The organism is Mucilaginibacter inviolabilis (assembly GCF_011089895.1).
GTDB classification, from domain to species: Bacteria; Bacteroidota; Bacteroidia; order Sphingobacteriales; family Sphingobacteriaceae; genus Mucilaginibacter; species Mucilaginibacter inviolabilis.
Map to the genome: position 1 here is coordinate 796,881 of NZ_JAANAT010000002.1, position 24,104 is coordinate 820,984.

Genomic DNA, 24,104 nt, shown 5'->3' on the forward strand with positions numbered 1-24,104 from the left:
TAACTTGACCTTTGATAAAAATATTTACTTATAATATTATTATAAGTGTGTTGTTTATTTTGGCATTTAGTGGGCTGGGAAGTGTGTATGCACAACAACGCGTTACGAGTGCTAAAAGAGATACGACACTCGTGGGTACTCCCGTTAACCTAACCGAACCTAAAAGTCTCAGGGTCAGGGAAGGTATTTTCGATCCTGATCCGCCCAATCTCATCCGGACAGTTGAATACGATCCTACAACAAATCGGTATATATTGTATGAAAAAGTTGGTAACTTATTATATCGCCCGCCTCAGTATTTAACATTTGCACAATATTTAAAGTTAAAAAGCAAATCAAATCAACGTATATATTATCAGCAACTGGCCGATAATTATGCTTATGATTCTCAGCAACCAGGCTTTATACCATCTATCAAAGTGCGCAGCCGCACTTTTGAACAAATTTTTGGTGGCCAAACAATTGATATAAGACCACAGGGATCGGCAGAAATGATACTGGCCGGGCAGCTCAATCAAAACCAGAACCCGTTGTTTAACACGAGGCAGCGTAACCAGTTTAATTTTAATTTCGATCAAAAGATACAGCTAAACGTAACCGGAAACATTGGCGATAAATTAAAAATAACCACCAATTATAATACCGACGCGCAGTTTCAGTTTGATAACCAGATAAAACTGGATTACACCGGGTCGCCGGATGAGATCATCCAAAAAGTGGAAGCCGGTACGGTAAGCATGCCTTTGAATACCACGCTTATCACGGGCAGTCAGGCATTGTTTGGTCTTAAAACTAAACTAAAGTTTGGCCGCCTGGATGTAACCAGTATTTTGTCGCAGCAGCGGTCGCAGTCCAAAACCATTACTATAACCAATGGTTCACAGCAAGGGGAGTTCCGGGTAACACCGGCCGATTATGAAGCGAATAAACACTTCTTTTTATCACAGTATTTTCGAGATAATTACGATAAGGCGCTATCGCGGATACCCATTATCAGCTCCAATGTAAATATTACCAAAATTGAGGTTTGGACTACCAATCGTACCAATGTTACTACCGATTCAAGAGATATATTGGCTTTCCTGGATTTGGGTGAAAACAACCCCTATAATAAAACAAGGATACAAGGTGGAGGTAGTGTTTACCCGGCAGGTTTTAAAGGCCCGGGTTTTGCGCAGCAATCAAACTCTCTGTTAAATAATTTACCTGCCGATGCACGTCAAACCAATTCAAATTCAGTAGCAAGTTATTTTCAAAGTACAGGAGCCACAGATAACTACTCCAAACTCACTTATGCCCGTAAGCTTACCGATAAAGAATATACCCTGCACCCGCAGTTGGGATATATATCGCTTAATTATCCCTTGAATAATGATGAGGTGCTGGCGGTAGCTTACCAGTACACGGTTAACGGGCAACAATACCAGGTGGGTGAGTTTAGCAGCGACGTGGCGGTTGATCCCAATACTCCAAAGGTATTGTACGTGAAATTACTGAAAGGTGAACTGTTGAAAACCAGTTTACCAACCTGGAAACTGATGATGAAAAACATTTACTCATTAGGCGCTTTCCAGGTGAGCCCTACCGATTTTAAACTTACAGTTACCAGACTTGATGACAAATCGGGTATCGAGAAGACGGTGATGGAAGAGGGGCAAAACACCAAAGGAAAACTCTGGTTGCAGATCACAGATCTCGATAATCTCAATCAACAAAATAACCTTCAACCCGATGGCTATTTTGACTTTTTGGAAGGGATCACCATCGATTCGCAAAACGGCCGGATCATGTTCCCGGTGCTGGAGCCTTTTGGTTCCGATCTGAATAAAAAGTTCTTGCCCGGTGAGTCTGACCTGGCTAAGCGATATGTATACCAGCCTTTGTATGACTCAACCAAAACCATAGCACAGCAGTATTTTCCCAATTTAAACCGATATGTAATTAAAGGTACTTATACCTCAACGGGAGGGTCAGAGTATCAGCTTAACGCCGTAAATATTCCGCAGGGATCTGTTAATGTAACTGCCGGTTCTTTGAAGCTGCAGGAAGGTAATGATTATACCGTTGATTATAACTCTGGCCGTATCCGGATATTGAATCAGGCCCTGTTATCATCAGGGCAACCCATTACAGTTAAACTGGAAAATAATGAACTGTTTGGCGTGCAGCAAAAGTCGTTGTATGGATCAAGATTTGATTATCACGTTAATGATAAACTTAACCTGGGTGGTACCATTATGCACCTTACGGAGCAACCACTCAATCAGAATGAAGTTGCCGGACAGGAATCGATATCCAATACCATATGGGGTTTTGATGCTAATTATAGTTCAGAGTCACGATTGCTCACGCGGCTCGTTGATAAGATTCCATTTATTCATACCAAAGTTCCGTCGTCTATAAATTTCTCGGGCGAGTTTGCGCAATTGCTGCCTGGAAGTCCGAGCGCCCTGAACTTTGCCGGCTCAAAAAATGGTACTTCCTACCTGGATGATTTTGAAAACAGCCAGTCGGTAATTGACGTAAAAAGTGCCAATACCTGGCAAATATCGGGTACTCCGCAACTCTTTCCGGAGTCAGCATTATTTAATGATTTGAGTTATGGCTACAATAGGGCCCGACTTGCATTTTATAATATCGACCCTATATTTTACACCAATACTGGTAGTATCCCTATATCAAAGGCTGAGCTTTCCAATCATTATGTAAGGCAGATCATTGAACAGGAAGTATTTCCGTTTAAACAGCCTGCTACCGGACAGCAATTAAGTATTGCCACACTTAACCTGGCCTTTTATCCAACGGTGCGCGGGCCATATAACTACACAACCAACGGTATTAATAACGATGGTACATTGCAAAACCCCAAAACACGCTGGGGCGGTATGTTCAGGAAAATGGAAACCAATGATTTTGAATCCTTAAACGTTTCATACATTGAGTTTTGGGTAATGGACCCTTTCATTTACAAACCAAATTCGGCCGGCGGCGATCTGTATTTTAACCTGGGTAGCATATCTGAAGATATACTAAAAGACGGACGTAAAAGTTTAGAGAATGCCCTGCCAGTTAATGGAGACCTGTCGCAGGTTGATGAAACCAACTGGGGGCGTGTATCTAAACTGCAACCGGTGATAAACGCCTTTGATAATAACCCGGATTCGCGCAAATTACAGGATGTGGGTTTAGATGGTTTAAATGATGCCGACGAAAAAACGAAATTTGCCCCTATCGTACAACAGGTAACCAGCCGGTTAAACGCGCAGGCTGCCAGCAGCTTCTCGGCCGACCCTTCTTCTGATGATTATCAGTATTATCAGGGTCGTGATCTGGATCAGGCCAGGGCCGGTATCTTGGATCGTTATAGTAAATACAACGGTACTGATGGAAACTCCAAAACGGCCGAACAATCACAGGCTGAACTTGGAATACAAAATTCCGCGGCTACCTCACTGCCCGACGGTGAAGATATCAACCGGGATAATAATATGAGCCAGGAAGATTCATATTTCCAGTACAAGGTATCTATACGCCCTGGGGATATGGTAGTTGGTCAAAATAATATCAGTGATAAGGTTACCGCTTCTGTGAAACTGGCCAATGGCAGTACGCAAATGGTTAGCTGGTACCAGTTCCGGATTCCCATAACAAATTATCAGGCACAGGTAGGTAACATCCAGGATTTTAAAGCCATTCGCTTTATGCGGATGTTCATGACCAACTTTGCCGATACCGCCATACTACGTTTTGCTACCCTGCAACTGGTACGCGGCGAGTGGCGTACTTTTAATGTCGAAAGAAACCCACTGAATGTTATTGCCGACCCGGCCATTCCAAATCCGCCGCTTGATAACTCTACGCTTGATGTACAAGCAGTAAGTATTGAGCAAAATGGTAACCGTACGCCTATACCTTATGTAGTACCACCAGGTATTAATCGTCAGCGAAATTATAATAACCTGCAAACAGATACCAAACTCAACGAGCAATCGCTTTCGTTAGAGATAAAAAGCCTGCGTGATGGATATTCAAGAGCAGCCTTCAAAACCTTTTTTAATGATCTGCGCTCCTATAAACGCCTGCAGATGTTTGTACACGCCGAAGGCGATCAGCTGAAGGATAATGATTTGAATGCCTTTATCCGTTTAGGGGTTGATTACCAGGATAACTACTATGAATACCAGGTACCCTTAAAGGTTACCTTGCCTGGTACCCGCGATCCGGATGCGATATGGCCCGCCGCCAACTCGATAGATCTGGAGCTGGATCTGTTAACCCGTGCCAAGCTTAAACGCAACCACTCCAATGTGCCTTACAACCAGGTGTTTAAATACGTGGAGGGTAATCAAACAGTTTATATCAAAGGTCAGCCGGATCTGAGCAAGTTGCGTACGGTTATGCTGGGTGTACGTAACCCCTATAAGGGCGCACAGCCATCAAATATTGACGACGGGATGGATAAAAGTGGTACCGTTTGGTTTGACGAGCTAAGATTAACCGATTTTGACCAGCGTGGTGGATGGGCTGCAACGGCGCGGTTTGATGCCAAACTTGCCGATTTTGCCGATATCACCATAGCAGGCACCAAAACTACTATCGGTTTTGGTACTCTTGATTCCCGTTTAAATGACAGGAGCCGCAGTGACGATCAAACTTATGATGTATCCGCTAATATGGAGCTTGGAAAATTCTTCCCGGCTAAGAGTGGCATCCATATACCAACCTATGTCAATGTGTCGAAACAAACGAGTATGCCACAATATGACCCTGGTGCGCCCGATGTGGAACTCAAGGCATCCTTGGCAGCTGCCACTTCCAGCCAGGAACGTGACTCTATACGCAATGCTGCTGTTGATTATACCCTGCGTAGAAGTATCAACTTTACCAATGTACATAAAGCAAGAACAGACCCCAATGCGCCCAATCATTTATGGGATGTAGAAAACCTGACTGCTTCCTACGCCTATACAGAATATACGCACCATGATTTTGTAACCCAAAACGATCTGGAAAAAACATATAATTTGACGCTGGCCTATAATTACACTAATCAACCAAAATATTATAGTCCGTTTGCTAAGATCATTAAGAGCAACCTGCTGGCGCTTTTCCGGGATATCAATTTTAGTATCCTGCCTTCGAGGTTAAACCTGAGTATCAATTTTGATCGCTTCTACTCTGAAAATACCTTGCGGGATAATGACCCTAATAATTTTATCCCTGTACCAACAACCACATTCAATAAGTATTTTAATATTACCCGGGTTTACGGTATCGGCTGGAATCTTTCTAAGTCATTACAAATGGATATCGATGCAACTAATCTGTCGGTGGTTGATGAACCTGCTGGTCGTATCAATGGTTTAAAGCGGGATACCCTGTGGGACAATCTGAAAAAACTGGGACGCACCACTAATTACAACCACACCATCAACTTTAACTATAACGTGCCGTTCGCCAAAATACCTGGAATGGACTGGATAACCACGGTAGCCCGTTACAGCGCACATTTTAACTGGCAAACTCAACCCCTGTTTGCTATTAACGATCCTACTTATGATGTGGGTAACAGCATACAAAACTCCAGGGCCATACAGCTAAACCCAACATTAAATATGGTGGCCCTGTACAATAAATTCCCGTTCATACGTAAGGCCAATAATCCTAATAATACCAAAACCGGTTTTGATGGCTTCCTGATAGGATTGTTAACTAGTGTCAAAAACCTCAGCGCTACTTATACCCGCACCCAGGGTATATTTTTGCCAGGATATTTGCCGCAGTCGGGCTTTTTTGGCTCGGATGCCGGGGCCCCGGGTTTAGGGTTCTTATTGGGAAGTCAGGCAGATATCCGGGCCAAGGCCGTAGCCAACGGCTGGATCACGAAGGATACCCTGCAAAACCAGTTGTATGTAACCACCATGAACGAGGATATGCATTTCAGGGGTATTATTGAACCTATTAAGGATCTGCGCATTGAGCTGATTGCCTTTAAAACCCAGGATCATAATTACCAGGCCAATTTTAAATACCTCCCTACAACCAACAGTATTGAATCATTAAGTCCGGTAACTACGGGTAATTACAGCATATCGTTTTTAACTATTGCCACTGCCTTCAAAAAAACAACCGGGGTTGATAATACTTCGCCTATTTATCAAAAGCTTTTGGATAGCCGCGCTATTATCTCTAAAAAATTAGGAGCAACAAATCCAAATTCCGCGGGTAGCACCGATGGCTATGCCGACGGTTACGGGCCAAACTCACAGAATGTATTGGTGCCGGCTTTTCTGGCTGCGTACACAGGTAAAAACCCGGCTAAAAGTAATCTTTCACAGTTTCCGTCTATCCCGATACCAAACTGGCAAATCACTTATAATGGCTTGAGCAAGATCCCGTTTTTACAGGATATTTTTGACTCGTTTGATCTGAGTCATGGCTACCGCTCATCCTATAACGTGAACGGTTTTACCTCTTTACTGCAATATCAGGAAGCAAACGGCGCCGTTAGTTCAAGGGATCTTAACAACGACTTTTTGCCTCAGTACCAATTTTCGCAGGTAACTATTTTTGAACAATTTGTGCCATTACTGGGTGCCAGTATGCGCTTTAAGAACAGTATGACCACCAATGTGGAATACAGGCAAAGCCGGTCGTTAAGCCTGAGCTTGCTTAATAGTCAACTGGCTCAGCAAAACGAGCGGATCATCGTGTTTGGTTTTGGCTATCATACCAAAAATTTCCATTTCCCCTTTGGCTGGTTTAGCGGACCGGGCAAGGATAACGATGTTAATTTTAAACTCGATTTCTCCCTGCGCGATAATAAAACCCTTATATACCGGGCCGATGTGCAGGAAGCCGAAATATCATCAGGAGCGCAAAATATTACCGTGCGGCCGTCCATTGATTATGTAATTAACCAGCGGTTTAATTTGAACTTGTTTTATGATTCGAATATTACCAAGCCGTATACTTCGCAAACATTTAATACCGCATATACCAATTTTGGCATCAACCTTAAATTGCTGCTGCAATAGATGGGGGTTAATTATTCAAAAACTTTTTAAACCTTAAATTTTAACACTTTTCTGGCCAAAAACAGGATAAAAACAATCGAAAACTCGTTCAAAACCCCTCGTTTTAACACTTTTTAACAAATTACAACATCGTTTTTACGTGTTTTAAAAACTTTAAAAAGTATTAATTTGTTGATTGTCAAATAACTATATGCTAATGTCTCGGTTTTGGGCTTGTTTTGTCCTTTAACCAAACAGCCCGGTTATCTGGAAAAAGATAACCGGGCCGTGATTGATATAAAGATACGAAATTTAAGAAGAATACCCAAACATCGCATTGAACTTGTTTCGATCATCCCACCAGCAAGGTGTGCAATATGAGAACTAATTTCTTGAGAGATCAAAATCGTTCTTAACGGATGGAGGCTTTTCTGAAGGCTCCGGTTATATTTTTAGTTTATCCAAATTAATCTGTTCGGCAGGTAATGGTTAATTCTACGTTACTCCCAACCATAAATGTCCCATCCCCTCCAATTTTATAATCTAATCGGTTTAGTTTCAAAGAGCCACTAAATACATTTTGTGTATACTTAAAGGGGAACTCTACATACTTGGTAATTCCATGTAGCATTAGTTTACCTTTTACTAAATAACCATCGCTGGTTCTTGAAACCTGGGATGATTTGAAACAAATTGTTGGATATTTTTCTGCGTCAAAGTAATCAGCGCCTTTTAAGTGCTCATCTCTTTTTTTATTCTCAGTATTAATAGTAGCTGTTTTGATACAGACTTCGAATTCCGAAGCAGACGGATTGTTCGCGGAAAAGTTTACGTTCCCTTCCATTCCTTTGAAGGTGCCGGTTACTGTACGGACACCCATATTACGAATCTTGAACTCGACCACTGATTTTTCTGTATTGATCGTTTGTCCCATTGTTTCTGTTATCATTCCTAAACCCATAATTAGTATTGTGATTAATTTTTTCATTTTCTTTTTGAGATTGCATGGCAATATTATATAGTTTTGCTTACTTTTTGTAATCAGTTACCTATAGGTAATCAGTTACCTGGAGGTAATCAAATTAGAATGATGAAAAAGAGAGAACATAAAGAATGTTTGTCAATCCTTCAGCCCGTCAGGGACTCATTAGATGTAATTAATGGTAAATGGAAAATTTTGATACTGATTTCTATTTGGGAAGGCAACAAATATTTTCGGGAAATAGAGCGCAGTATTCCTAAACTTTCGACCAAAGTACTGGCAAATGAATTAAAACAGTTGGAAGACCACTATCTGATAACCCGTAAAATAATCAATGGATTTCCTGTCAGGACAGAATACGCATTAACAGAATATGCAAAAACGTTGGAAAACTTGATCCTGGAGCTCCAAAAATGGGGTATCAATCACCGTAAAAAGATCACAGGGCGGGATTAATTGGTCATCACAAGTTCAGGATAGCAAGATTCATTTTGCCGTCTACCCGTTGCCTGTGCCCTCACAGGCAATTTCTTTTTGTGTCAAGGTTGTCCTGTGAGAACAATGGGATGAAATTTATATATCATGTCATTGCTGCGAAGCGTGGCAATCTCCTCGCGTTCTAATTAATAAGAATAGCTACGAGATTGCCACGCTTCGCTCGCAATGACATAGTTTTTTCTTTACTACGATTAACAGCATCTATTTATTTATTCAATTCCTTCTGGCGCTTTTTTTCGGCTTTGCGCTTTTTGCGGGCTTCTTTTCGGGCCTTGTGATCGCGTTTATTCTTTTGGTGCTCCTCCAGCCTGGCTTTGGTTTCCTGCTGCTTTTTGGCATCGAGGCCTACGCAGGGCTTTATACCCTCGAGCAGGGTTTTCCACATAGTTTTAAAAAAAGGAGATTCTTTGGGTCGCAAATAAACCACATTGGCCGAACGCGGTGTTTGTCCGGCTTTATCCGGATTATCATGTTTGAGCACGAACAAATTGGCAAACATCGACATTACCGAACGTTTTTTCAACCGGTCATTAGCCGTGTCGACCTGAAATATGTTTACTTTCAGGTTGTTGTATAAAAAACCTACATGGCCCTTAAATACATTGGCATTGGCCTGTATGTCAAAACTTAACTCTTTAATGGTTCCCCCAGCGGCCTTTACCATGGCCAGCGGCATTACTGCCGGGTTAAGCGTTTGCAGACTCATGGGGCCCAGGGTTCCTTTATAAGTAAAGGCCGCGTTTTTATCGGTTAGGTTAAAGGCAAACTGAACATCCAGTTTGCCCCGGTTCATGAAATAGGTAGTAAGATTTACAGAAGTAATATTGTTTTTGGCCAGCGTGGCTTTGTTGTTGGTGATGTTGTAGAAATGACCGCTGGTATTATTAAAGGTAACCGTACCTGTTTTGTTCGACTTATGATTGAACTCGGAGTATTCCACATTAATATGATGTACACGCACGGTATCAATATTCAGATCGATACCCATTTGCTGTATCATCATATTGGGAAAGGTTTTTACCTTATCAGTTGTTATGGTCTTTGTTTTATTGGGGTTGTTGAATACCCGGATACTGCCCCGGTTCAACGCCAGGTTTGACGCCGTTACCCGCCGGTATTTATGATAGCTTAAAAAATCAAAATTATTGAGTTGCAGGCTATCGATATCTACACCGAAACGATCGTTATTGCTTTTGTTAAAAAATATATCTGTTTTAACCGGCAAAAGCTGCATTCCTTCTACATTTAACTGCGATTTGAGCGTAGAGAGCTTTAGATATTTAATCTTATAAGTATACAAGCCGCTGGCGGTTTTGCCGGTATAATTGTTTAGCTCGGTTATCACGTCCTTGCAATAAAGCAAACGCGAGCGATCTGTTTGCGTGGCCGAATCAATAAGCAGGTCGTTAGCCGTCAGGTTCATTTCTTTCAGTTCGGAAATGGCTACTTTATTGCCCGAATAATCGTGGTATTTAAATTTTACATCATTAAGCAGTATTTGCCCAATGTGGATAGATTTTAAACTTTTAGAGATCTTTTGCCAGGCCGTACGGTGATCTTTTAAAACCGTATCCTTAGTATGGTTAAGCTGGTAACTGATGTTTACCTCGGGCTCGTTTAAAATTATCCGGCCTATATTGAGTTTGTGTCTGAAATACAGACTAAGCGGATGCACATGCAACAGGATAAGACGCTTTACATGCAGCTCAACCAGGTTATTGGGAGCCAGATGCTGTTTCTTTTTTTGGTTGTAAACGGCCGTGTCGGGCTTTAGGGTGATATTGTAAAGCGTTATTTTACCTTGCAATACATGCAGTTCGGCATCAGTAAAATCAATTCTATACAGGCTGTCGCTGCTGCTTAATACCACATCATGAACCTTGTTGGCCAAAATAGGCGACCAGTACCGGTTAACAACAAATGCCAGAAGAAAAATAATGATTACCGGTATCAGCACAAACTTAAAAACTATTTTTTGCCACTTGTGCTTTAAAAACTTAAACTCCATTTACCGGTTTTCTTTCTCTTAGGGTGTATTATTTTGTTTGTTCTGTTCCTCTGCAGCTTTTTTGGCTTCCTTTTCCTTTTTTCGTTCTGCACGTTTCTGTTTTCTGTCAGCCTTAAATTTATTAAACTTATCCAGTAAATTACTCACTTTTGTTACCGCTTTATTCACCTTATTTTCGGTTTTTTTATCAAAACCGACACTTGGCTTTAAGCCCTCCAGTAATCCTTTATATAAAAAGCTAAAAAATGAAACTTTGGGATCGCGCGGCAGGTCAATTGGTCCCGGTCTAAAAACGCCTTTATTATCCGGGTTATTATCTTCAATCACCAGATCATTGGCCAACATAGATATTAAACCTTGTTTTTGCAAGCTATCCTTACCTGCTTCCTTTTTCAGGAGCTGTATTTTCAGATTTTTATAATAAAACTCCAGGTGCCCTTTGCCGTGGTAATTACTGGCATCCACATTAAAAGTAAGCTTTTGTACATCGGCAGATTCTACATGCACCAGGGCCAATGGTTTTACCAGCTTATCGAGCACACGCCCATCAAACTTACCCAAAGTGCCCGAATAATTAAACGCGCCATCCTTTGCAGTAAGGTTAAACTTAAAATTTACGGCCAGGTTGGCTGCTCCCATAAACCGGGTATCAATATGCGCAGTCATAAAAGGGTTTAGTTTTTTGGCCTCTGCATCGTTGGTTACATTCAGGATATAGCCATTGGTGTTTTTAAAGGAGATTACCCCGGTTTGCTCCGAGGTTTCATCAGCCTCCAGATAAGTGATCTGCGTGTTTTTAATATTGAGGCGGTTTAGCTTCATATCTAAAGCTACTTTTTGCAGGGCCTGGTGCGGATCTTTACCAATTTTTGTTGATTTTGGTCCTTTATAACGATTGTTACTATAAATTTCCACCCTGGCTCCGTCCAGATCCATTACCCCGGCATACAGTTTCTGATCGCGCAGGAAACGTTGAAGGTCGATATCATTAATGCCTATCTCCTTAAATTTGAGGCTGAAAATATCACCCGATTGCCTGGTTTTTTTGTAAAAAGCCGATCTGCTGTACCTGGGTAAAAAAGATACCCCATCTAAAACGATCTGCCTGCTGGCGGTCGAAAAGTTGATCTGTTTAAATTCGGCATTATACAGGCTATCGGGTGTGGCTATTTTATAGTCGTGTACTTTTACCTCAATACCCCTGGTATAATAAAACCGGGCAGGATCGTTATTGGAAACAGAATCAATAGCAATATCAGATATGTTGATATCCAGGTTGCGTAAAGCGGTTTGTTTAACTACCGGGTTGCTTTTGTTGAGATAAGTAAGACTGATGTCTTTGAGCGAAATAGAATCGATGTGCAGTTCTTTAAAGGTTTTTTTAATAAGCTGATAGGGATTGCGCGGTTTACCCACCTTAACGGTATCATTAAAGGGATATCGTTTGTTAACAATAGTAAGCTCTGGTTTTTCGATGAATATATTGCTGATGTTCAGGATTTTTTCTTTGTAAGCTTTGAGTGCTTGCAGCTTATTGATCGACAGTTTTTTTACGTGCAGGGTAAATAAATTATCGGGTGCTTTTTGAAGCGATACCAGTTTGTTGTACACATTGGTATCGGGTACCAGTTTAAAATCAGAGAGCGTAGCATCGCCGGTTGCCACGTTAAGGTCAAAATTTGAATAATCGATATGATAGAGGCTATCTGTGGCGTTTAGCACCAAAGTTTTTAACTCTTGTTGTAATAGTGGTTTCCATTGGTCGCGGTCAACATAGCGTTTATAGAGGTAATAAACAGAGCCTCCGATCACCAGGATCACAGCTAATAATATAAAAGGCCATTTGCGGACAGGTTTTTTAGGAGTAAGGTTGTTTGGCGCCATAGACAGGTTTGATTTAAGGAGTATAACAGCAAAACTTCATTTTTGTTAAATACACTACAGAGCTAAGGGCTCTAAAAGCTTAAAATGATTTTAGTATAAATACTGCCAATATGTCATTTGGGTATTTAAATTTTATGTATTTTTGCAGACTAATTTTTACAATACATGATGGATTTGGAAATTCCGGATAAAACACATGACGAAAGCAGGCAGGGCGAAGCCCTGGTTTTAGAACCTGTAGCCGGTAAAAACAATGGCCGTAAGCTTTATATTGAAAGCTATGGCTGTGCCATGAATTTTTCGGACAGTGAGATAGTTGCATCAATTTTAGCCGAGCAGGGTTTTGAAACCACTGCCGATCATAGCCTTGCCGATGTTATTTTTATAAATACCTGTTCTATCCGTGAAAACGCGGAACAAAGGGTGCGTAATCGTCTTAAAGAATTTACGGTTGCTAAAGTAAAGAACCCCGGCCTGGTGGTAGGGGTGTTGGGCTGCATGGCCGAACGCCTGAAATCGAAATTTTTAGAAGAAGAAAAACTGGTTGACGTAGTGGTTGGTCCGGATGCGTACCGCAACCTACCCGAACTGATTGACCAGGTTGATAGCGGCCAGAAAGCAGTGAACGTACTGCTGTCGCGCGAGGAAACTTATGCCGATATCAGTCCGGTGCGCTTAAATAGCAACGGCATTAACGCCTTTGTATCTATTATGCGTGGCTGCGATAATATGTGCTCGTTTTGCGTAGTACCATTTACCCGCGGCCGTGAGCGTAGCCGCGACCCAAAGTCGATCATAGCTGAGTGTACAGATCTGTTTAACAAAGGTTATCGCGAGGTTACTTTGCTGGGGCAAAATGTGGATTCGTATAAATGGAAAGCAAGTTCTGAGTCGGAAGTTTTAGGCTCTGAGTCAAATGAAAACGCAGATACAACATCAGAGTCCACTACCAATTTTGCTAATTTGCTGGAACTGGTAGCCTTGATCAACCCTGATCTGCGGGTTCGGTTTTCCACCTCGCATCCAAAGGATATCACCGATGATGTATTGTACACCATCAACCAATACGAAAACATTTGCAACTATATTCACCTGCCGGTACAATCGGGCAATAGCCGGATACTGGAGATGATGAACCGCACTTATGACAGGGAGTGGTATATCAACCGTATAGATGCTATCCGTCGTATTATACCAGATTGCGCGGTATCAACCGATGTGATCACTGGTTTTTGTTCAGAAACCGATGAGGAGCATTATGACACCGTAACCATGATGGATTACGTGAAGTATGATTTTGCCTACATGTTCAAGTACAGCGAACGCCCAGGCACTTTGGCCGCGAAACGTTATGCTGATGACATCCCGGAAGAAATAAAACAGAAGCGTCTGGCCCAGATTGTAGCCAAGCAACAGGAGTATTCGTTTTACCGGATGCAGGCACGCATAGGCAAGATAGAAAAAGTGCTGATAGAGGGTTACTCCAAAAAATCAGACAAAGACTATTGTGGCCGCAGCGATCAAAACGCCATGGTGATTTTCCCGGTAGGTGACAACTACAAACCCGGAGAGTACGTGAACGTGTTGATCGAAAAAACAACGTCGGCGACTTTGATAGGAGTAGTGGTAGAATAGAGGCAGGAAGTCAAGAATCAAGAGACAAGAAAGGAAGCTTAAAGATTGGTGAAGCACAATTTTAAAAGTTTGAAAATTTGGCAAAGGTCGATGGACCTAACCGATTTAACTTATGAATTTTGTAAAGGATTACCAATCGATGAACGCTTCAACCTGATTGATCAACTTAACAGATGCTCGTGTTCGATCCCTTCAAATATAGCTGAAGGGTCTGGAAAGAGAACAAAGGTTCACTTTGCCGAGTTTTTAACTACATCGCTTTCATCGGCGTTTGAAGTAGAAACACAATTATTGATATGTGAACGCAGGGCTTATGGCTCTGAGGATAAACTAAAAGAATGTTTAGAATTAGTTATTGAAATTCAAAAGATGATATTCAATTTCAGAGAATATATTTTGAAAAGTAATGATTAAAACCGAATTAGGATTCAATGCTAAAACTTTTGTCTTGGTTCTTGATTTCCTGATTCTTAATCTATTGAAATTCAAAAGATGATATTCGATTTCAGAGAATATATTTTGAAAAGTAATAGTTAAAACCGAATTAGGATTCAATGCTGAAACTTTTGTCTTGGTTCTTGATGTCCTGATTCTTGAATCTCTTTATGGATATACAAGAAATAAAACAACGCTTTGGTATCATTGGCAATTCGCCATTGCTTAACCGGGCTATAAATATTGCTAACCAGGTATCGCCTACAGATATTTCGGTACTGATAACCGGCGAAAGCGGGAGCGGTAAGGAAGTATTCTCGCACATTATACACCAGATGAGTCCGCGTAAACACGGGCCGTTTATTGCGGTGAACTGTGGCGCCATACCAGAGGGTACTATTGATTCGGAATTATTCGGTCACGAAAAAGGTGCCTATACCGGTGCTGTTGGTGAACGTAAAGGCTATTTTGAAACGGTGAACGGCGGTACCATCTTTCTGGATGAAATTGCCGAAATGCCCTTGGGGACACAAGCCCGCTTGTTGCGTGTGCTGGAATCGGGACAATATATTAAGGTGGGTTCGTCAAAAGTAGAAAAAACGAACGTGCGCGTTATTGCGGCTACCAATGTTGATGTGTACGAGGCCGTAAAAAATGGCAAGTTCAGGGAAGATCTTTACTACAGGTTAAACACTGTTCCGTTGCGCATACCACCACTGCGCGACCGGAAGGAAGATATTTACCTGCTTTTTAGAAAATTCACATCGGACTTTACCGACAAATATCGCACGCCACCTATTCAGCTGGATGATGAGGCCCAGCAGGTACTGGTTAATTACTCATGGCCGGGTAACGTGAGGCAGCTTAAAAATATGGCCGAACAGCTTGCTGTACTGGAGCGCGACCGGATCATTACCGCGCAAACGCTGCTTACTTACATCCCACACGAAACCAGCAACCGCAATTTGCCCATGCGTTTGGACAATCAGCCAAAAGAGGATTTTTCTGAAAGGGATATCCTGTACAAAGTGCTGTTTGATATGAAACGCGATATGGTAGAACTGAAAAAGCTGGTAGCGGATATTATAGAGCATGGGGGAGTGGCAGCTAACTACAGCAACCATTCGCAAACCATAAACCAGCTATATCGCGATATTGAACTGCCCGGAAACCCCGAAGCGCAATTTACTTTGCAACAACCCGTTAATACGGTAAATAACAGCAGCAATAATAATAACGTTGATGCCTATAATATAACGCATGATGCCGAAGAGGTAGAAGAATCGTTATCGCTGATTGAAAAAGAATCAGATCTGATACGCAAAGCGTTGAAGAAACATAAAGGCAAACGTAAGCTGGCAGCTAATGAACTAGGCATATCAGAGCGTACACTTTACCGGAAAATAAAAGAATTAAATTTATAAGCTAAATGAAAAGAGTTTTTGGGGTTATTGTTTGTTCGTTAAGCCTGTTATTGTCATCCTGCTATACACTCCGGAATGCTTCTATTCCGGCGGATATGAAAACGCTTGATGTGCAGTTTTTTGAAAATAATGCTCCCCTGGTTGTAGCCAACCTGAGCCAAAACTTTACCGAAGGTTTAAAAACCAGGATACGTAACCAAAGCCGGCTAAGTATTTCCCGTAATGCTGAAGCGGATGCTACCTTGTCGGGCAGTATTATAGGGTATACCATTGCTCCGGTTTCTATCCAGGCGGTAGCCAATAACGTAGCGCCTATTGCTGATGCGAACAGGTTAACAATTACTGTAAGAGTTAAATTTGTTTACAATACCGCAAAGACTCCTGCCGATAAAAAGCTTAACTTTGATCAAACATTTACCAATTATCAGGATTATAAAGGGGATATAGGCGCGCAGGAGCAAAACCTGATAAAAACGATAACTGATAAGATAACAGAAGATATTTTTAACAAAGCCTTTTCTAATTGGTAGGCAATTCGTACTTTCAACCACGTGGATCAAGACTTGAATAACAGGCAGAACGGAATATTATTGGAATTGTTGGCTAATCCGGCTAATACGGGGCAGCAGCATAGCTATAATTTGCAGCAACTGGTTAATGAATTTCCTCAGAGCGGTTTACTGCGCGCCGTGCTTGCCCGCGCCGGCAATGCCAACGACATTAAGCAAGCTGCTGCTTATTTTGATCCGAAACTTTTATACAAACTTACACACGAAGCCGACAGCCTGGCCGTAGTGTTACCAACACAAATTGTAAATCACCCTGCAGATAGCGGTAGTTACCAAAGCAGTGAAAACGTTGCCCACGCTGGTGAAAACTATTTTAACATTGGTCTGGTATCTGAAAATACAGTAATCAATGAACCCGTTGTTGCGGATCTTCATGCCGAAGATCAGTTTGTAAACAAAAACAGGACTCCGGCCGAAACCGATGATGATCAGGCGCACGCGCAGTCTGCAACAGCCGAACCGGTGGCTTCCGTATCACATGAACCCGTAGCCTCAGTTTCACATTCTCATGGAGAAATTGAAGACGAGGTATATGACGAAATAAGAGGTATTGATGAACCGGTTAAAGCCGCCAATCACCCTCATGACGGTATTGAAGATGATGTTTATGACGAAATATTAGGCATTGAACATATCCATATTCCCGGTCACGAGCATGAAAAGGCGCAGGAGCCGGTTGTTGCCGATGAAAAACCAAAGGCAAGCGAGCCAGAACCGATATCGGAAGATTGGGTAATAGGCAGCATAGCAGGCAGCGATTACTTTATGTTTGATAAATCAGCCGCCGACCAAAGACATCATGAAGAAATAAAACAAGAAGAGCCGGCGCCGCAGGTATCTGTAGCCGCAACTCATACAAATGGTAACATCCCGGCAGATAATGAAAGCCAGAATGTATCCAAATACGATGACGAAAAGATGCCTTATACCTTTATGTGGTGGTTGGATAAAACCCGTAAAGAGTATGCCGCAACTTATCAGCCTTACTCCAGCCCTGAGCCTGCTCCCGCGCAGCCTAACCGCATACAACAGAGCGATAGCGCAAAAGAGCCTGCTGCCGATGCCTTGCAACAACAGTATGTTGAAAATATTTTCCATGTACGGTCATTGGAAGAGTTGGAAAAAACACCTCAGCCGGATGGGCCCGAAGTAAAACGGAAAGAAGATTTGATCATTGAACGCTTTATACAGGAAGAGCCGCAGATAAGGCCGCCAGCCATGGATAAACTGGACAATGAGAACAAAGCCAAAAAGAGCTCAGAGGACCGGAACGACCTGGTAAGCGAAACACTTGCACAAATATATGCCGACCAAATGCTTTACCACAAAGCAATAGCTACTTATAAAAAATTGATGTTGAAATTCCCGGAAAAAAGCCGTTACTTTGCCACCCAAATTGAACAGTTAGAAAAGAAAACCAATTAATATAAAGAAATGTATTTAGTTTTAATTATCATTACCATTATCGTTTGCATCCTTTTAGGCCTTATTGTGCTGATCCAAAACCCTAAAGGTGGTGGTTTATCATCAAATTTCTCCAGCTCATCACAATTGATGGGTGTACAAAAAACAGGCGATTTCTTAGAAAAAGGTACCTGGGTGTTGGCCATTAGTGTAATGGTTTTATCGCTGGCTATTAACGTGGCTGTAAAAGGTGGTTCGTCAACAAATGGCAGTAACCCGGCATTGAAGGAGCAAATTGAAAAAGCTTCAAAACCAACAGCGCCTGCAAGTGCACCGTTGAGCTTACCTTCAACACCTGCACCTGCTAAACCAGAAACAAAACCGGCTAAATAATCATAGCGGTTAAAAGAATAAAAAAGGCTTTGGATACGTCCAAAGCCTTTTTTTGTGTACATAACTCCAAAAGATTTTATAGAGAAAGCCAATGCTGCGTTGTTGGTACTAAAAGATATTATTAATTTAGTTCTCCAAATAATTTTTGATAACATAACAATGACGAGTTCTGCAACCAATTTGAAAAAGGGGTTTGATGATGTGCTGGGTGGGCTGTTCCTGATGACAGCCTTTACATTAGTATGGACAGTAATTGCTGAGGTTGCATTACATGGACGGGATTACTGGAGTATAGGTGTATTGTTTGCCCTGGTGGTTGGGTTTTTCCTGGTCGCCTATAGTAGATTTTATTCGGCATCTAAAAAGACCAAAGACGAAGCAGTTCCTGATTCGATAGAAGATAAGGCTAAAAGCAAATGGTTCAACATTATTTTTATAGTGGAGGGTGTGATGATATTTGTGGTAGTAAACGTGCTGAATAATACGGGCCATGGTAACTATTTCATTTCCTGCTTCGCGCTTATTGTAGGCTTGCATTTTTTCCCATTAGCCAAAATTATGGAACGCACGGCTTATTATTTTATGGGTGGCTTTATATCCCTGGGTGCTATTTTGGGAATTATCCTGACAAATAAAGGATTTCCTGCGTATGAAGTTACCGGAATAGTAGGCGCCTGGTGCGCGTTTGCTACCTCGGCTTACGGCATAACATTAATAAAAAGAGGGAACCAATTGCTATTAAACAGCAGGACACAAAGCTATCAGCCGGGGAGTTAAAATTTAGTTATTGCTTGTAAAATGCCATTATTTTACAAAAATAAGTAACTGACATGATGGCACGGGGATATTAAAAGATTGTTAAGCGTCAAAAATAAAATAACCTTTAGCTGACATTACAACAGTTAACCTGTCAATATTGACCGATGTGCTTCCTTGGCATAATTGATGAGGAATTGGAGTCGAAAACTTAAATAAAATAAACAGAGATAACTATGTCATTAAACATTAAACCAATCGGCGACAGAGTTGTGGTGGAAGCTGCAGCTGCCGAAGAGAAGACCGCTTCGGGAATTATTATCCCGGATACCGCTAAAGAAAAACCTCAGCGTGGAACTATCGTTGCAGTTGGCGATGGTAAAGTAGATGAGCCTTTAACCGTAAAAGTTGGTGACCAGGTTTTATATGGAAAATATGCAGGTACCGAGATTACTTATGAAGGTAAAGAGTATCTGATCATGCGCGAATCTGACATTTACGCGGTACTTTAATTAGTGAATGGGTGAATTAGTGATTTAGTGAATGTTTTTTACCAATCATCAAAACAAGCCCCAATTTAAATTAAAATCAAAAATTAATTATTAGGTAGTGAAGCTCAAATCACTAATTCACTAACTCAATAATTCAATAACTAAAACAAACATGGCAAAACAAGTTAAATACAATGTTGAAGCACGCGACGCCCTGAAACGCGGTGTTGATATTTTAGCCAATGCGGTTAAAGTAACATTAGGTCCTAAAGGTCGTAACGTAATTATCGATAAAAAATTCGGTTCACCAGCTATCACTAAGGATGGTGTAACTGTGGCTAAAGAAATCGAACTGAAAGATGCTTTAGAGAACATGGGTGCCCAGATGGTGAAAGAAGTAGCTTCAAAAACTGCTGATATTGCCGGTGATGGTACTACTACTGCTACCGTTTTAGCTCAGGCTATCGTTACTGCAGGTATTAAAAACGTTGCAGCCGGCGCTAACCCAATGGATCTGAAACGCGGTATCGACAAAGCTGTTGCAGAAGTTGTTAAAAACCTGCAAAGCCAGTCACAAACCGTTGGCGAAGACAACAACAAAATCAAACAAGTAGCTTCAATTTCTGCTAACAATGACGAGGTTATCGGTTCATTGATCGCTGAAGCTATGGCTAAAGTTGGTAAAGACGGTGTAATCACTGTTGAAGAAGCAAAAGGTACAGAAACTGAAGTTAAAACTGTAGAAGGTATGCAGTTTGACCGTGGTTACCTTTCTCCTTACTTTGTAACCAACGCCGACAAAATGGAAGTTGAATTGGAAAATCCTTACATCCTGATCTACGATAAAAAGATCTCTTCGATGAAAGAATTACTTCCTATTTTGGAAAAACAAGTACAAACCGGTAAACCATTGTTGATCATTGCCGAAGATCTTGACGGCGAAGCTTTAGCTACCCTGGTAGTTAACAAGATCCGTGGTTCACTGAAAGTGGCTGCTGTTAAAGCTCCTGGCTTTGGCGATCGTCGTAAAGCTATGTTAGAGGATATCGCTATCCTGACTGGTGGTACTTTGATTTCTGAAGAAAGAGGTTACAAATTAGAAAACGCTGATCTTTCTTACTTAGGTACTGCTGAGAAAATCGTTATCGACAAAGATAATACTACCGTTATTAACGGTGCTGGTTCTGCCGATGAGATCAAAGGCCGTGTAGGTCAGATCAAATCTCAGATCGAATCAACTACATCTGATTATGACCGCGAAAAATTACAAGAGCGCTTAGCCAAATTATCTGGCGGTGTTGCTGTATTGTACGTAGGTGCTGCTACAGAAGTAGAAATGAAAGAGAAAAAAGACCGTGTTGATGATGCATTACATGCAACACGTGCGGCTGTTGAAGAAGGTATTGTTGCAGGTGGTGGCGTTGCCTTCATCCGTGCGGTAGCTGCTTTAGCCGACCTGAAAGGTGATAACGAAGATGAGAACACTGGTATCCAGATCATCCGTCGTGCTATCGAAGAGCCTTTACGTCAGATCTGCGAAAACGCGGGTATCGAAGGTTCAATCGTTGTGCAAAAAGTTAAAGAAGGCACTGCCGACTTTGGTTACAATGCACGTACCGACAAATACGAAAACCTGATTGGTGCCGGTGTTATCGACCCAACTAAGGTAGGTCGTGTAGCTTTAGAGAACGCAGCTTCAATCGCAGCTATGTTGTTAACAACAGAAGTTGTATTGGCTGATGATCCTGAAGATGCTCCAGCTGGTGGTCCACCAATGGGTGGCGGCGGCATGGGTGGTATGATGTAAGCCTCCTAACACCCTGAAAGGGGTGTTTAAAAAATATACACAATACAAATCCCTGTCTGGTTTTCCAGACGGGGATTTTGTTTTTAGAAGCATTTTGGGTCATGAAAAGGTAAAGGGATAGTCATGAGTTAATCATTTGATTAATTTTGTGTATCTTCTGTATTACCGTTGTGTATTTTTGCGTAACAAATCTGAAACTTCCATTCCCGGGCATAGGATTTGTGTATTACAGAGTATTATGAAAAAAATAGTTCAAACATCAAAATTAGTGCGCAGTACCATAGTTGATTGGGTGCTGATCAAGGGCCCTGAGCTGTTTGTTACTATTTACGGTAAGTAATAAATTTTTACCTTTGCTTTCAGTTATGAATACTTATAAAGTAGAGGACTTTTACAAAGATTTCCACACTTGGCTTATTGAGCACGGCCCTAAATATCTTGGCGGGATCATCATTTTTTTTATTGGCCTTTGGGTAATAAAGCTTATCCGTACTCGGATGCGCAACCGGATGATCAGGAGAGGTATCCACTCATCACTTCAACCCTTTTTTCTGAGCCTTACTATTACCGCGCTTTATGTGCTGCTGGTGATCTGGGTAATGAATATTATTGGTTGGGAAATGACCATCTTCACCACCATTATCGGCGCCTTTAGTGTGGCCGCAGGTTTGGCGCTGTCTGGCACATTTCAAAACTTTGCAGGTGGAGTGCTGATATTATTACTAAAACCATTCGAGCTTAATGATAGTATATTGGCCCAGGGACAGGATGGCAAGGTAACCTCTATACAAATGTTCTACACGGTTTTACTTACTGCTGATAACAAAACAGTCATTATACCTAATGGCAAGCTGTTTAATGAGGTTATTATCAATGTAACCCGCGAAGGCACACGCCGTCTTGACTTTGAAGTAAAGGTAGGTTATGCTAATGATGTTGAGAAAGTGCGGGGCATTATTGAGAATGCGATAAGTACCAGCCCCGGCTTGTTGAAAACACCGGCATCCAAAGTGGGTATCAATAGCCTGGAGATCGACTCCATTAGGTACATGATCAACGTATGGGTTCAGCCAGCCAATTTTTTAACCGCTAAAATGGCTCTACAGGAAAAAATCATCAAAGACCTCGGCGCCGCTGGTGTAACTTTCCCGAAAGCGGGATAGTTTATAGAGGCAAGGCACGAGAATCAAGAAGTTACGGAATTGTAGACCTTTTTTCTCTCGCGTCATTGTAAAGGTCAAGTAATTCGGTAACAGAATTACATAATCCTTACAGCAATGACGCGTTTTCCAATTGATGTTGAAATTTTCAGTTCCCTGTTCAGGGGGCGTGGGCCTAACACTCCGGCAAACTGATAGGAATATTAATAGCTAATCCACCATCTGAGGTTTCCTTATATTTGGAATTCATGTCCAGGGCGGTTTGCCACATGGTTTTTACTACGGCATCTAAACTTACCTTTGCTTTTTCAGGGTTACTTTGTAAAGCCAGTTGCGAGGCAGTAATAGCTTTGATTGCCCCCATCGTATTGCGTTCGATACAAGGAATCTGCACCAAACCACCTATCGGATCGCAGGTGAGGCCGAGGTGGTGCTCCATCGCTATTTCGGCAGCCATGAGTACCTGTCTTTGTGTACCGCCCATACATTCGGTAAGCGCAGCGGCTGCCATGGCTGATGATACGCCAATTTCGGCCTGGCAGCCACCCATTGCTGCTGATATGGTAGCGCCTTTTTTAAAGATGCTGCCAATTTCTGAAGCAGTGAGTAAAAACTGAATGATGCGCTGCTCTGTATTCCCTTCGCAAAAAACAATGTAGTATTGTAGTACAGCCGGGATAACACCTGCCGCACCATTGGTAGGCGCGGTAACCACCCTGCCAAACGAGGCATTCTCCTCATTTACGGCCAGGGCAAAACAACTTACCCAGTCTAATATATTTTTAAACCCTTCGCCGGTTTTACGAATGGCTAAAACCCATTCATCGTAATTGGTATAAGTATGATTGCCTATTAATTTGCTATTGAGTTTAAAAGCACGCCTGGCTACATTTAAGCCACCTGGTAGTTGCCCTGTGGTATGGCAACCACGATAAATGCACTCTTTCAGCGCTTTGAAAATATTTAAAACACCACTACGGGTCTCCTGCTCGCTGCGCCAGGCAAGCTCATTCTCCATCACCACTTCGGATATTTTCAACCCGGTTTTGATGCACCAATGCAGCAGATCGGCAGCAGTATCGATAGGAAAAGGCAGATCAACTTCCTGTTTGCTTTGGTTCGAGCCACCCTCTTTCACCACAAAACCACCACCTATAGAATAATAAGTTTCTGAAACGGCTTTGCCATTGCTCAAAAATGCCTGGAAAGTTACAGCGTTGGGATGAAAAGGCAAGCTTTCGTTAAACAGAAAAAGCAGGTCATCGACCACTGAAAAAGTAATGGTTTGAATGCCTCCGAGTTCTAATTTATGGGTTGCTGTGATATCGCCGATTTTAGACGTTATCCGGTCAACTTCAAAAGTTACCGGATCGTCACCGCTCAATCCTAATAATATGGCAATATCGGTTCCATGGCCACGACCTGTTTTAGCCAATGAACCGTAAAGCAATATTTTCACCTGTTCAACCAGGGGTAAAACATCTTGCTGTTCAAGTGTCTGCACAAATTGCTGTGCTGCCCGCCAGGGTCCCAGTGTGTGTGAACTGGAAGGCCCTATGCCTATCTTGAACATATCAAAAACCGAAATTTGTTCTCTCTGCATCAGGTCAAAATTATAAATAAAATCTCATTCCCACTTCGT

16 protein-coding genes are annotated in these 24,104 nt (G+C 41.9%); 12 read left to right on the top strand and 4 right to left on the bottom strand.

The genetic code is table 11. The features are described from left to right. Nucleotides 1–11: 11 nt before the first annotated feature. Entirely contained in the window at nt 12–7,037 is a 7,026-nt protein-coding gene (sov, locus tag G7092_RS19755; protein ID WP_166091613.1) for a T9SS outer membrane translocon Sov/SprA, read from the top strand. Nucleotides 7,038–7,482: 445 nt separating this feature from the next. On the opposite strand, the gene G7092_RS19760 is transcribed toward sov, so the two are convergent. Further along, nucleotides 7,483–8,004 carry a YceI family protein gene (locus G7092_RS19760; RefSeq protein ID WP_166091614.1) on the bottom strand — a complete coding sequence of 174 codons (522 nt, stop codon included), beginning with the start codon at nt 8,002–8,004 and terminating at the stop codon, nt 7,483–7,485. Between the two features lie 99 nt (nt 8,005–8,103). On the opposite strand from G7092_RS19760, the gene G7092_RS19765 reads away from it, so the two are divergent. Beyond that, on the top strand, nt 8,104–8,454 hold the full coding sequence (locus G7092_RS19765) for a winged helix-turn-helix transcriptional regulator (protein WP_166091615.1): 351 nt from the start codon (nt 8,104–8,106) through the stop codon (nt 8,452–8,454). Between the two features lie 247 nt (nt 8,455–8,701). On the opposite strand, the gene G7092_RS19770 is transcribed toward G7092_RS19765, so the two are convergent. Further along, nucleotides 8,702–10,504 (bottom strand): AsmA family protein, encoded by a 1,803-nt coding sequence (locus G7092_RS19770; protein WP_166091616.1) that lies wholly within the window; start codon nt 10,502–10,504, stop codon nt 8,702–8,704. Nucleotides 10,505–10,522: 18 nt separating this feature from the next. Beyond that, nucleotides 10,523–12,388: a hypothetical protein gene (locus tag G7092_RS19775; protein WP_166091618.1), complete on the bottom strand. Its 1,866-nt coding sequence runs from the start codon at nt 12,386–12,388 to the stop codon at nt 10,523–10,525. A gap of 165 nt (nt 12,389–12,553) precedes the next feature. Between G7092_RS19775 and miaB the strand changes: the two genes are divergently transcribed. The 10 genes from miaB (at nt 12,554) to G7092_RS19825 (ending at nt 22,465) form a co-directional block, all read left to right on the top strand. Further along, nucleotides 12,554–14,023: a tRNA (N6-isopentenyl adenosine(37)-C2)-methylthiotransferase MiaB gene (gene miaB / locus G7092_RS19780; protein ID WP_166091619.1), complete on the top strand. Its 1,470-nt coding sequence runs from the start codon at nt 12,554–12,556 to the stop codon at nt 14,021–14,023. Between the two features lie 48 nt (nt 14,024–14,071). Next, nucleotides 14,072–14,437, top strand: coding sequence for a four helix bundle protein (locus tag G7092_RS19785; protein ID WP_262494189.1), 366 nt, complete (start codon nt 14,072–14,074; stop codon nt 14,435–14,437). A 191-nt stretch (nt 14,438–14,628) separates the two neighbouring features. Next, nucleotides 14,629–15,882, top strand: a complete 1,254-nt coding sequence (locus G7092_RS19790; RefSeq protein WP_166091620.1) for a sigma-54 interaction domain-containing protein — start codon at nt 14,629–14,631, stop codon at nt 15,880–15,882. A gap of 5 nt (nt 15,883–15,887) precedes the next feature. After that, the gene (locus tag G7092_RS19795) at nt 15,888–16,412 is read left to right on the top strand and encodes an LptE family protein (protein WP_166091621.1); all 525 of its coding nucleotides are present in this window, start codon (nt 15,888–15,890) and stop codon (nt 16,410–16,412) included. Between the two features lie 21 nt (nt 16,413–16,433). After that, entirely contained in the window at nt 16,434–17,876 is a 1,443-nt protein-coding gene (locus G7092_RS19800) for a hypothetical protein (protein ID WP_166091622.1), read from the top strand. A gap of 9 nt (nt 17,877–17,885) precedes the next feature. Next, nucleotides 17,886–18,248 (top strand): preprotein translocase subunit SecG, encoded by a 363-nt coding sequence (gene secG, locus G7092_RS19805; protein WP_166091624.1) that lies wholly within the window; start codon nt 17,886–17,888, stop codon nt 18,246–18,248. A 159-nt stretch (nt 18,249–18,407) separates the two neighbouring features. Then, nucleotides 18,408–19,025, top strand: coding sequence for a hypothetical protein (locus tag G7092_RS19810; RefSeq protein ID WP_166091625.1), 618 nt, complete (start codon nt 18,408–18,410; stop codon nt 19,023–19,025). A 215-nt stretch (nt 19,026–19,240) separates the two neighbouring features. Next, nucleotides 19,241–19,516 (top strand): co-chaperone GroES, encoded by a 276-nt coding sequence (gene groES, locus G7092_RS19815; protein ID WP_076375713.1) that lies wholly within the window; start codon nt 19,241–19,243, stop codon nt 19,514–19,516. A gap of 151 nt (nt 19,517–19,667) precedes the next feature. Next, on the top strand, nt 19,668–21,302 hold the full coding sequence (gene groL / locus G7092_RS19820) for a chaperonin GroEL (RefSeq protein WP_166091626.1): 1,635 nt from the start codon (nt 19,668–19,670) through the stop codon (nt 21,300–21,302). 365 nt (nt 21,303–21,667) lie between these two features. After that, entirely contained in the window at nt 21,668–22,465 is a 798-nt protein-coding gene (locus tag G7092_RS19825) for a mechanosensitive ion channel family protein (protein WP_166091628.1), read from the top strand. A gap of 172 nt (nt 22,466–22,637) precedes the next feature. Here the strand turns inward: G7092_RS19825 and G7092_RS19830 are convergent, their stop codons facing one another. Then, entirely contained in the window at nt 22,638–24,065 is a 1,428-nt protein-coding gene (locus G7092_RS19830) for an L-serine ammonia-lyase (protein ID WP_166091629.1), read from the bottom strand. Between the last annotated feature and the right edge of the window lie 39 nt (nt 24,066–24,104).

Bases quoted from the DNA above. Each gene is read 5' to 3' on its own strand.
- G7092_RS19760 (WP_166091614.1), bottom strand. From the start codon at position 8,004: ATGAAAAAATTAATCACAATACTAATTATGGGTTTAGGAATGATAACA.
- G7092_RS19765 (WP_166091615.1), top strand. From the start codon at position 8,104: ATGATGAAAAAGAGAGAACATAAAGAATGTTTGTCAATCCTTCAGCCC.
- G7092_RS19770 (WP_166091616.1), bottom strand. From the start codon at position 10,504: ATGGAGTTTAAGTTTTTAAAGCACAAGTGGCAAAAAATAGTTTTTAAG.
- G7092_RS19775 (WP_166091618.1), bottom strand. From the start codon at position 12,388: ATGGCGCCAAACAACCTTACTCCTAAAAAACCTGTCCGCAAATGGCCT.
- miaB (WP_166091619.1), top strand. From the start codon at position 12,554: ATGATGGATTTGGAAATTCCGGATAAAACACATGACGAAAGCAGGCAG.
- G7092_RS19790 (WP_166091620.1), top strand. From the start codon at position 14,629: ATGGATATACAAGAAATAAAACAACGCTTTGGTATCATTGGCAATTCG.
- G7092_RS19795 (WP_166091621.1), top strand. From the start codon at position 15,888: ATGAAAAGAGTTTTTGGGGTTATTGTTTGTTCGTTAAGCCTGTTATTG.
- secG (WP_166091624.1), top strand. From the start codon at position 17,886: ATGTATTTAGTTTTAATTATCATTACCATTATCGTTTGCATCCTTTTA.
- G7092_RS19810 (WP_166091625.1), top strand. From the start codon at position 18,408: ATGACGAGTTCTGCAACCAATTTGAAAAAGGGGTTTGATGATGTGCTG.
- groES (WP_076375713.1), top strand. From the start codon at position 19,241: ATGTCATTAAACATTAAACCAATCGGCGACAGAGTTGTGGTGGAAGCT.
- groL (WP_166091626.1), top strand. From the start codon at position 19,668: ATGGCAAAACAAGTTAAATACAATGTTGAAGCACGCGACGCCCTGAAA.
- G7092_RS19825 (WP_166091628.1), top strand. From the start codon at position 21,668: ATGAATACTTATAAAGTAGAGGACTTTTACAAAGATTTCCACACTTGG.
- G7092_RS19830 (WP_166091629.1), bottom strand. From the start codon at position 24,065: ATGCAGAGAGAACAAATTTCGGTTTTTGATATGTTCAAGATAGGCATA.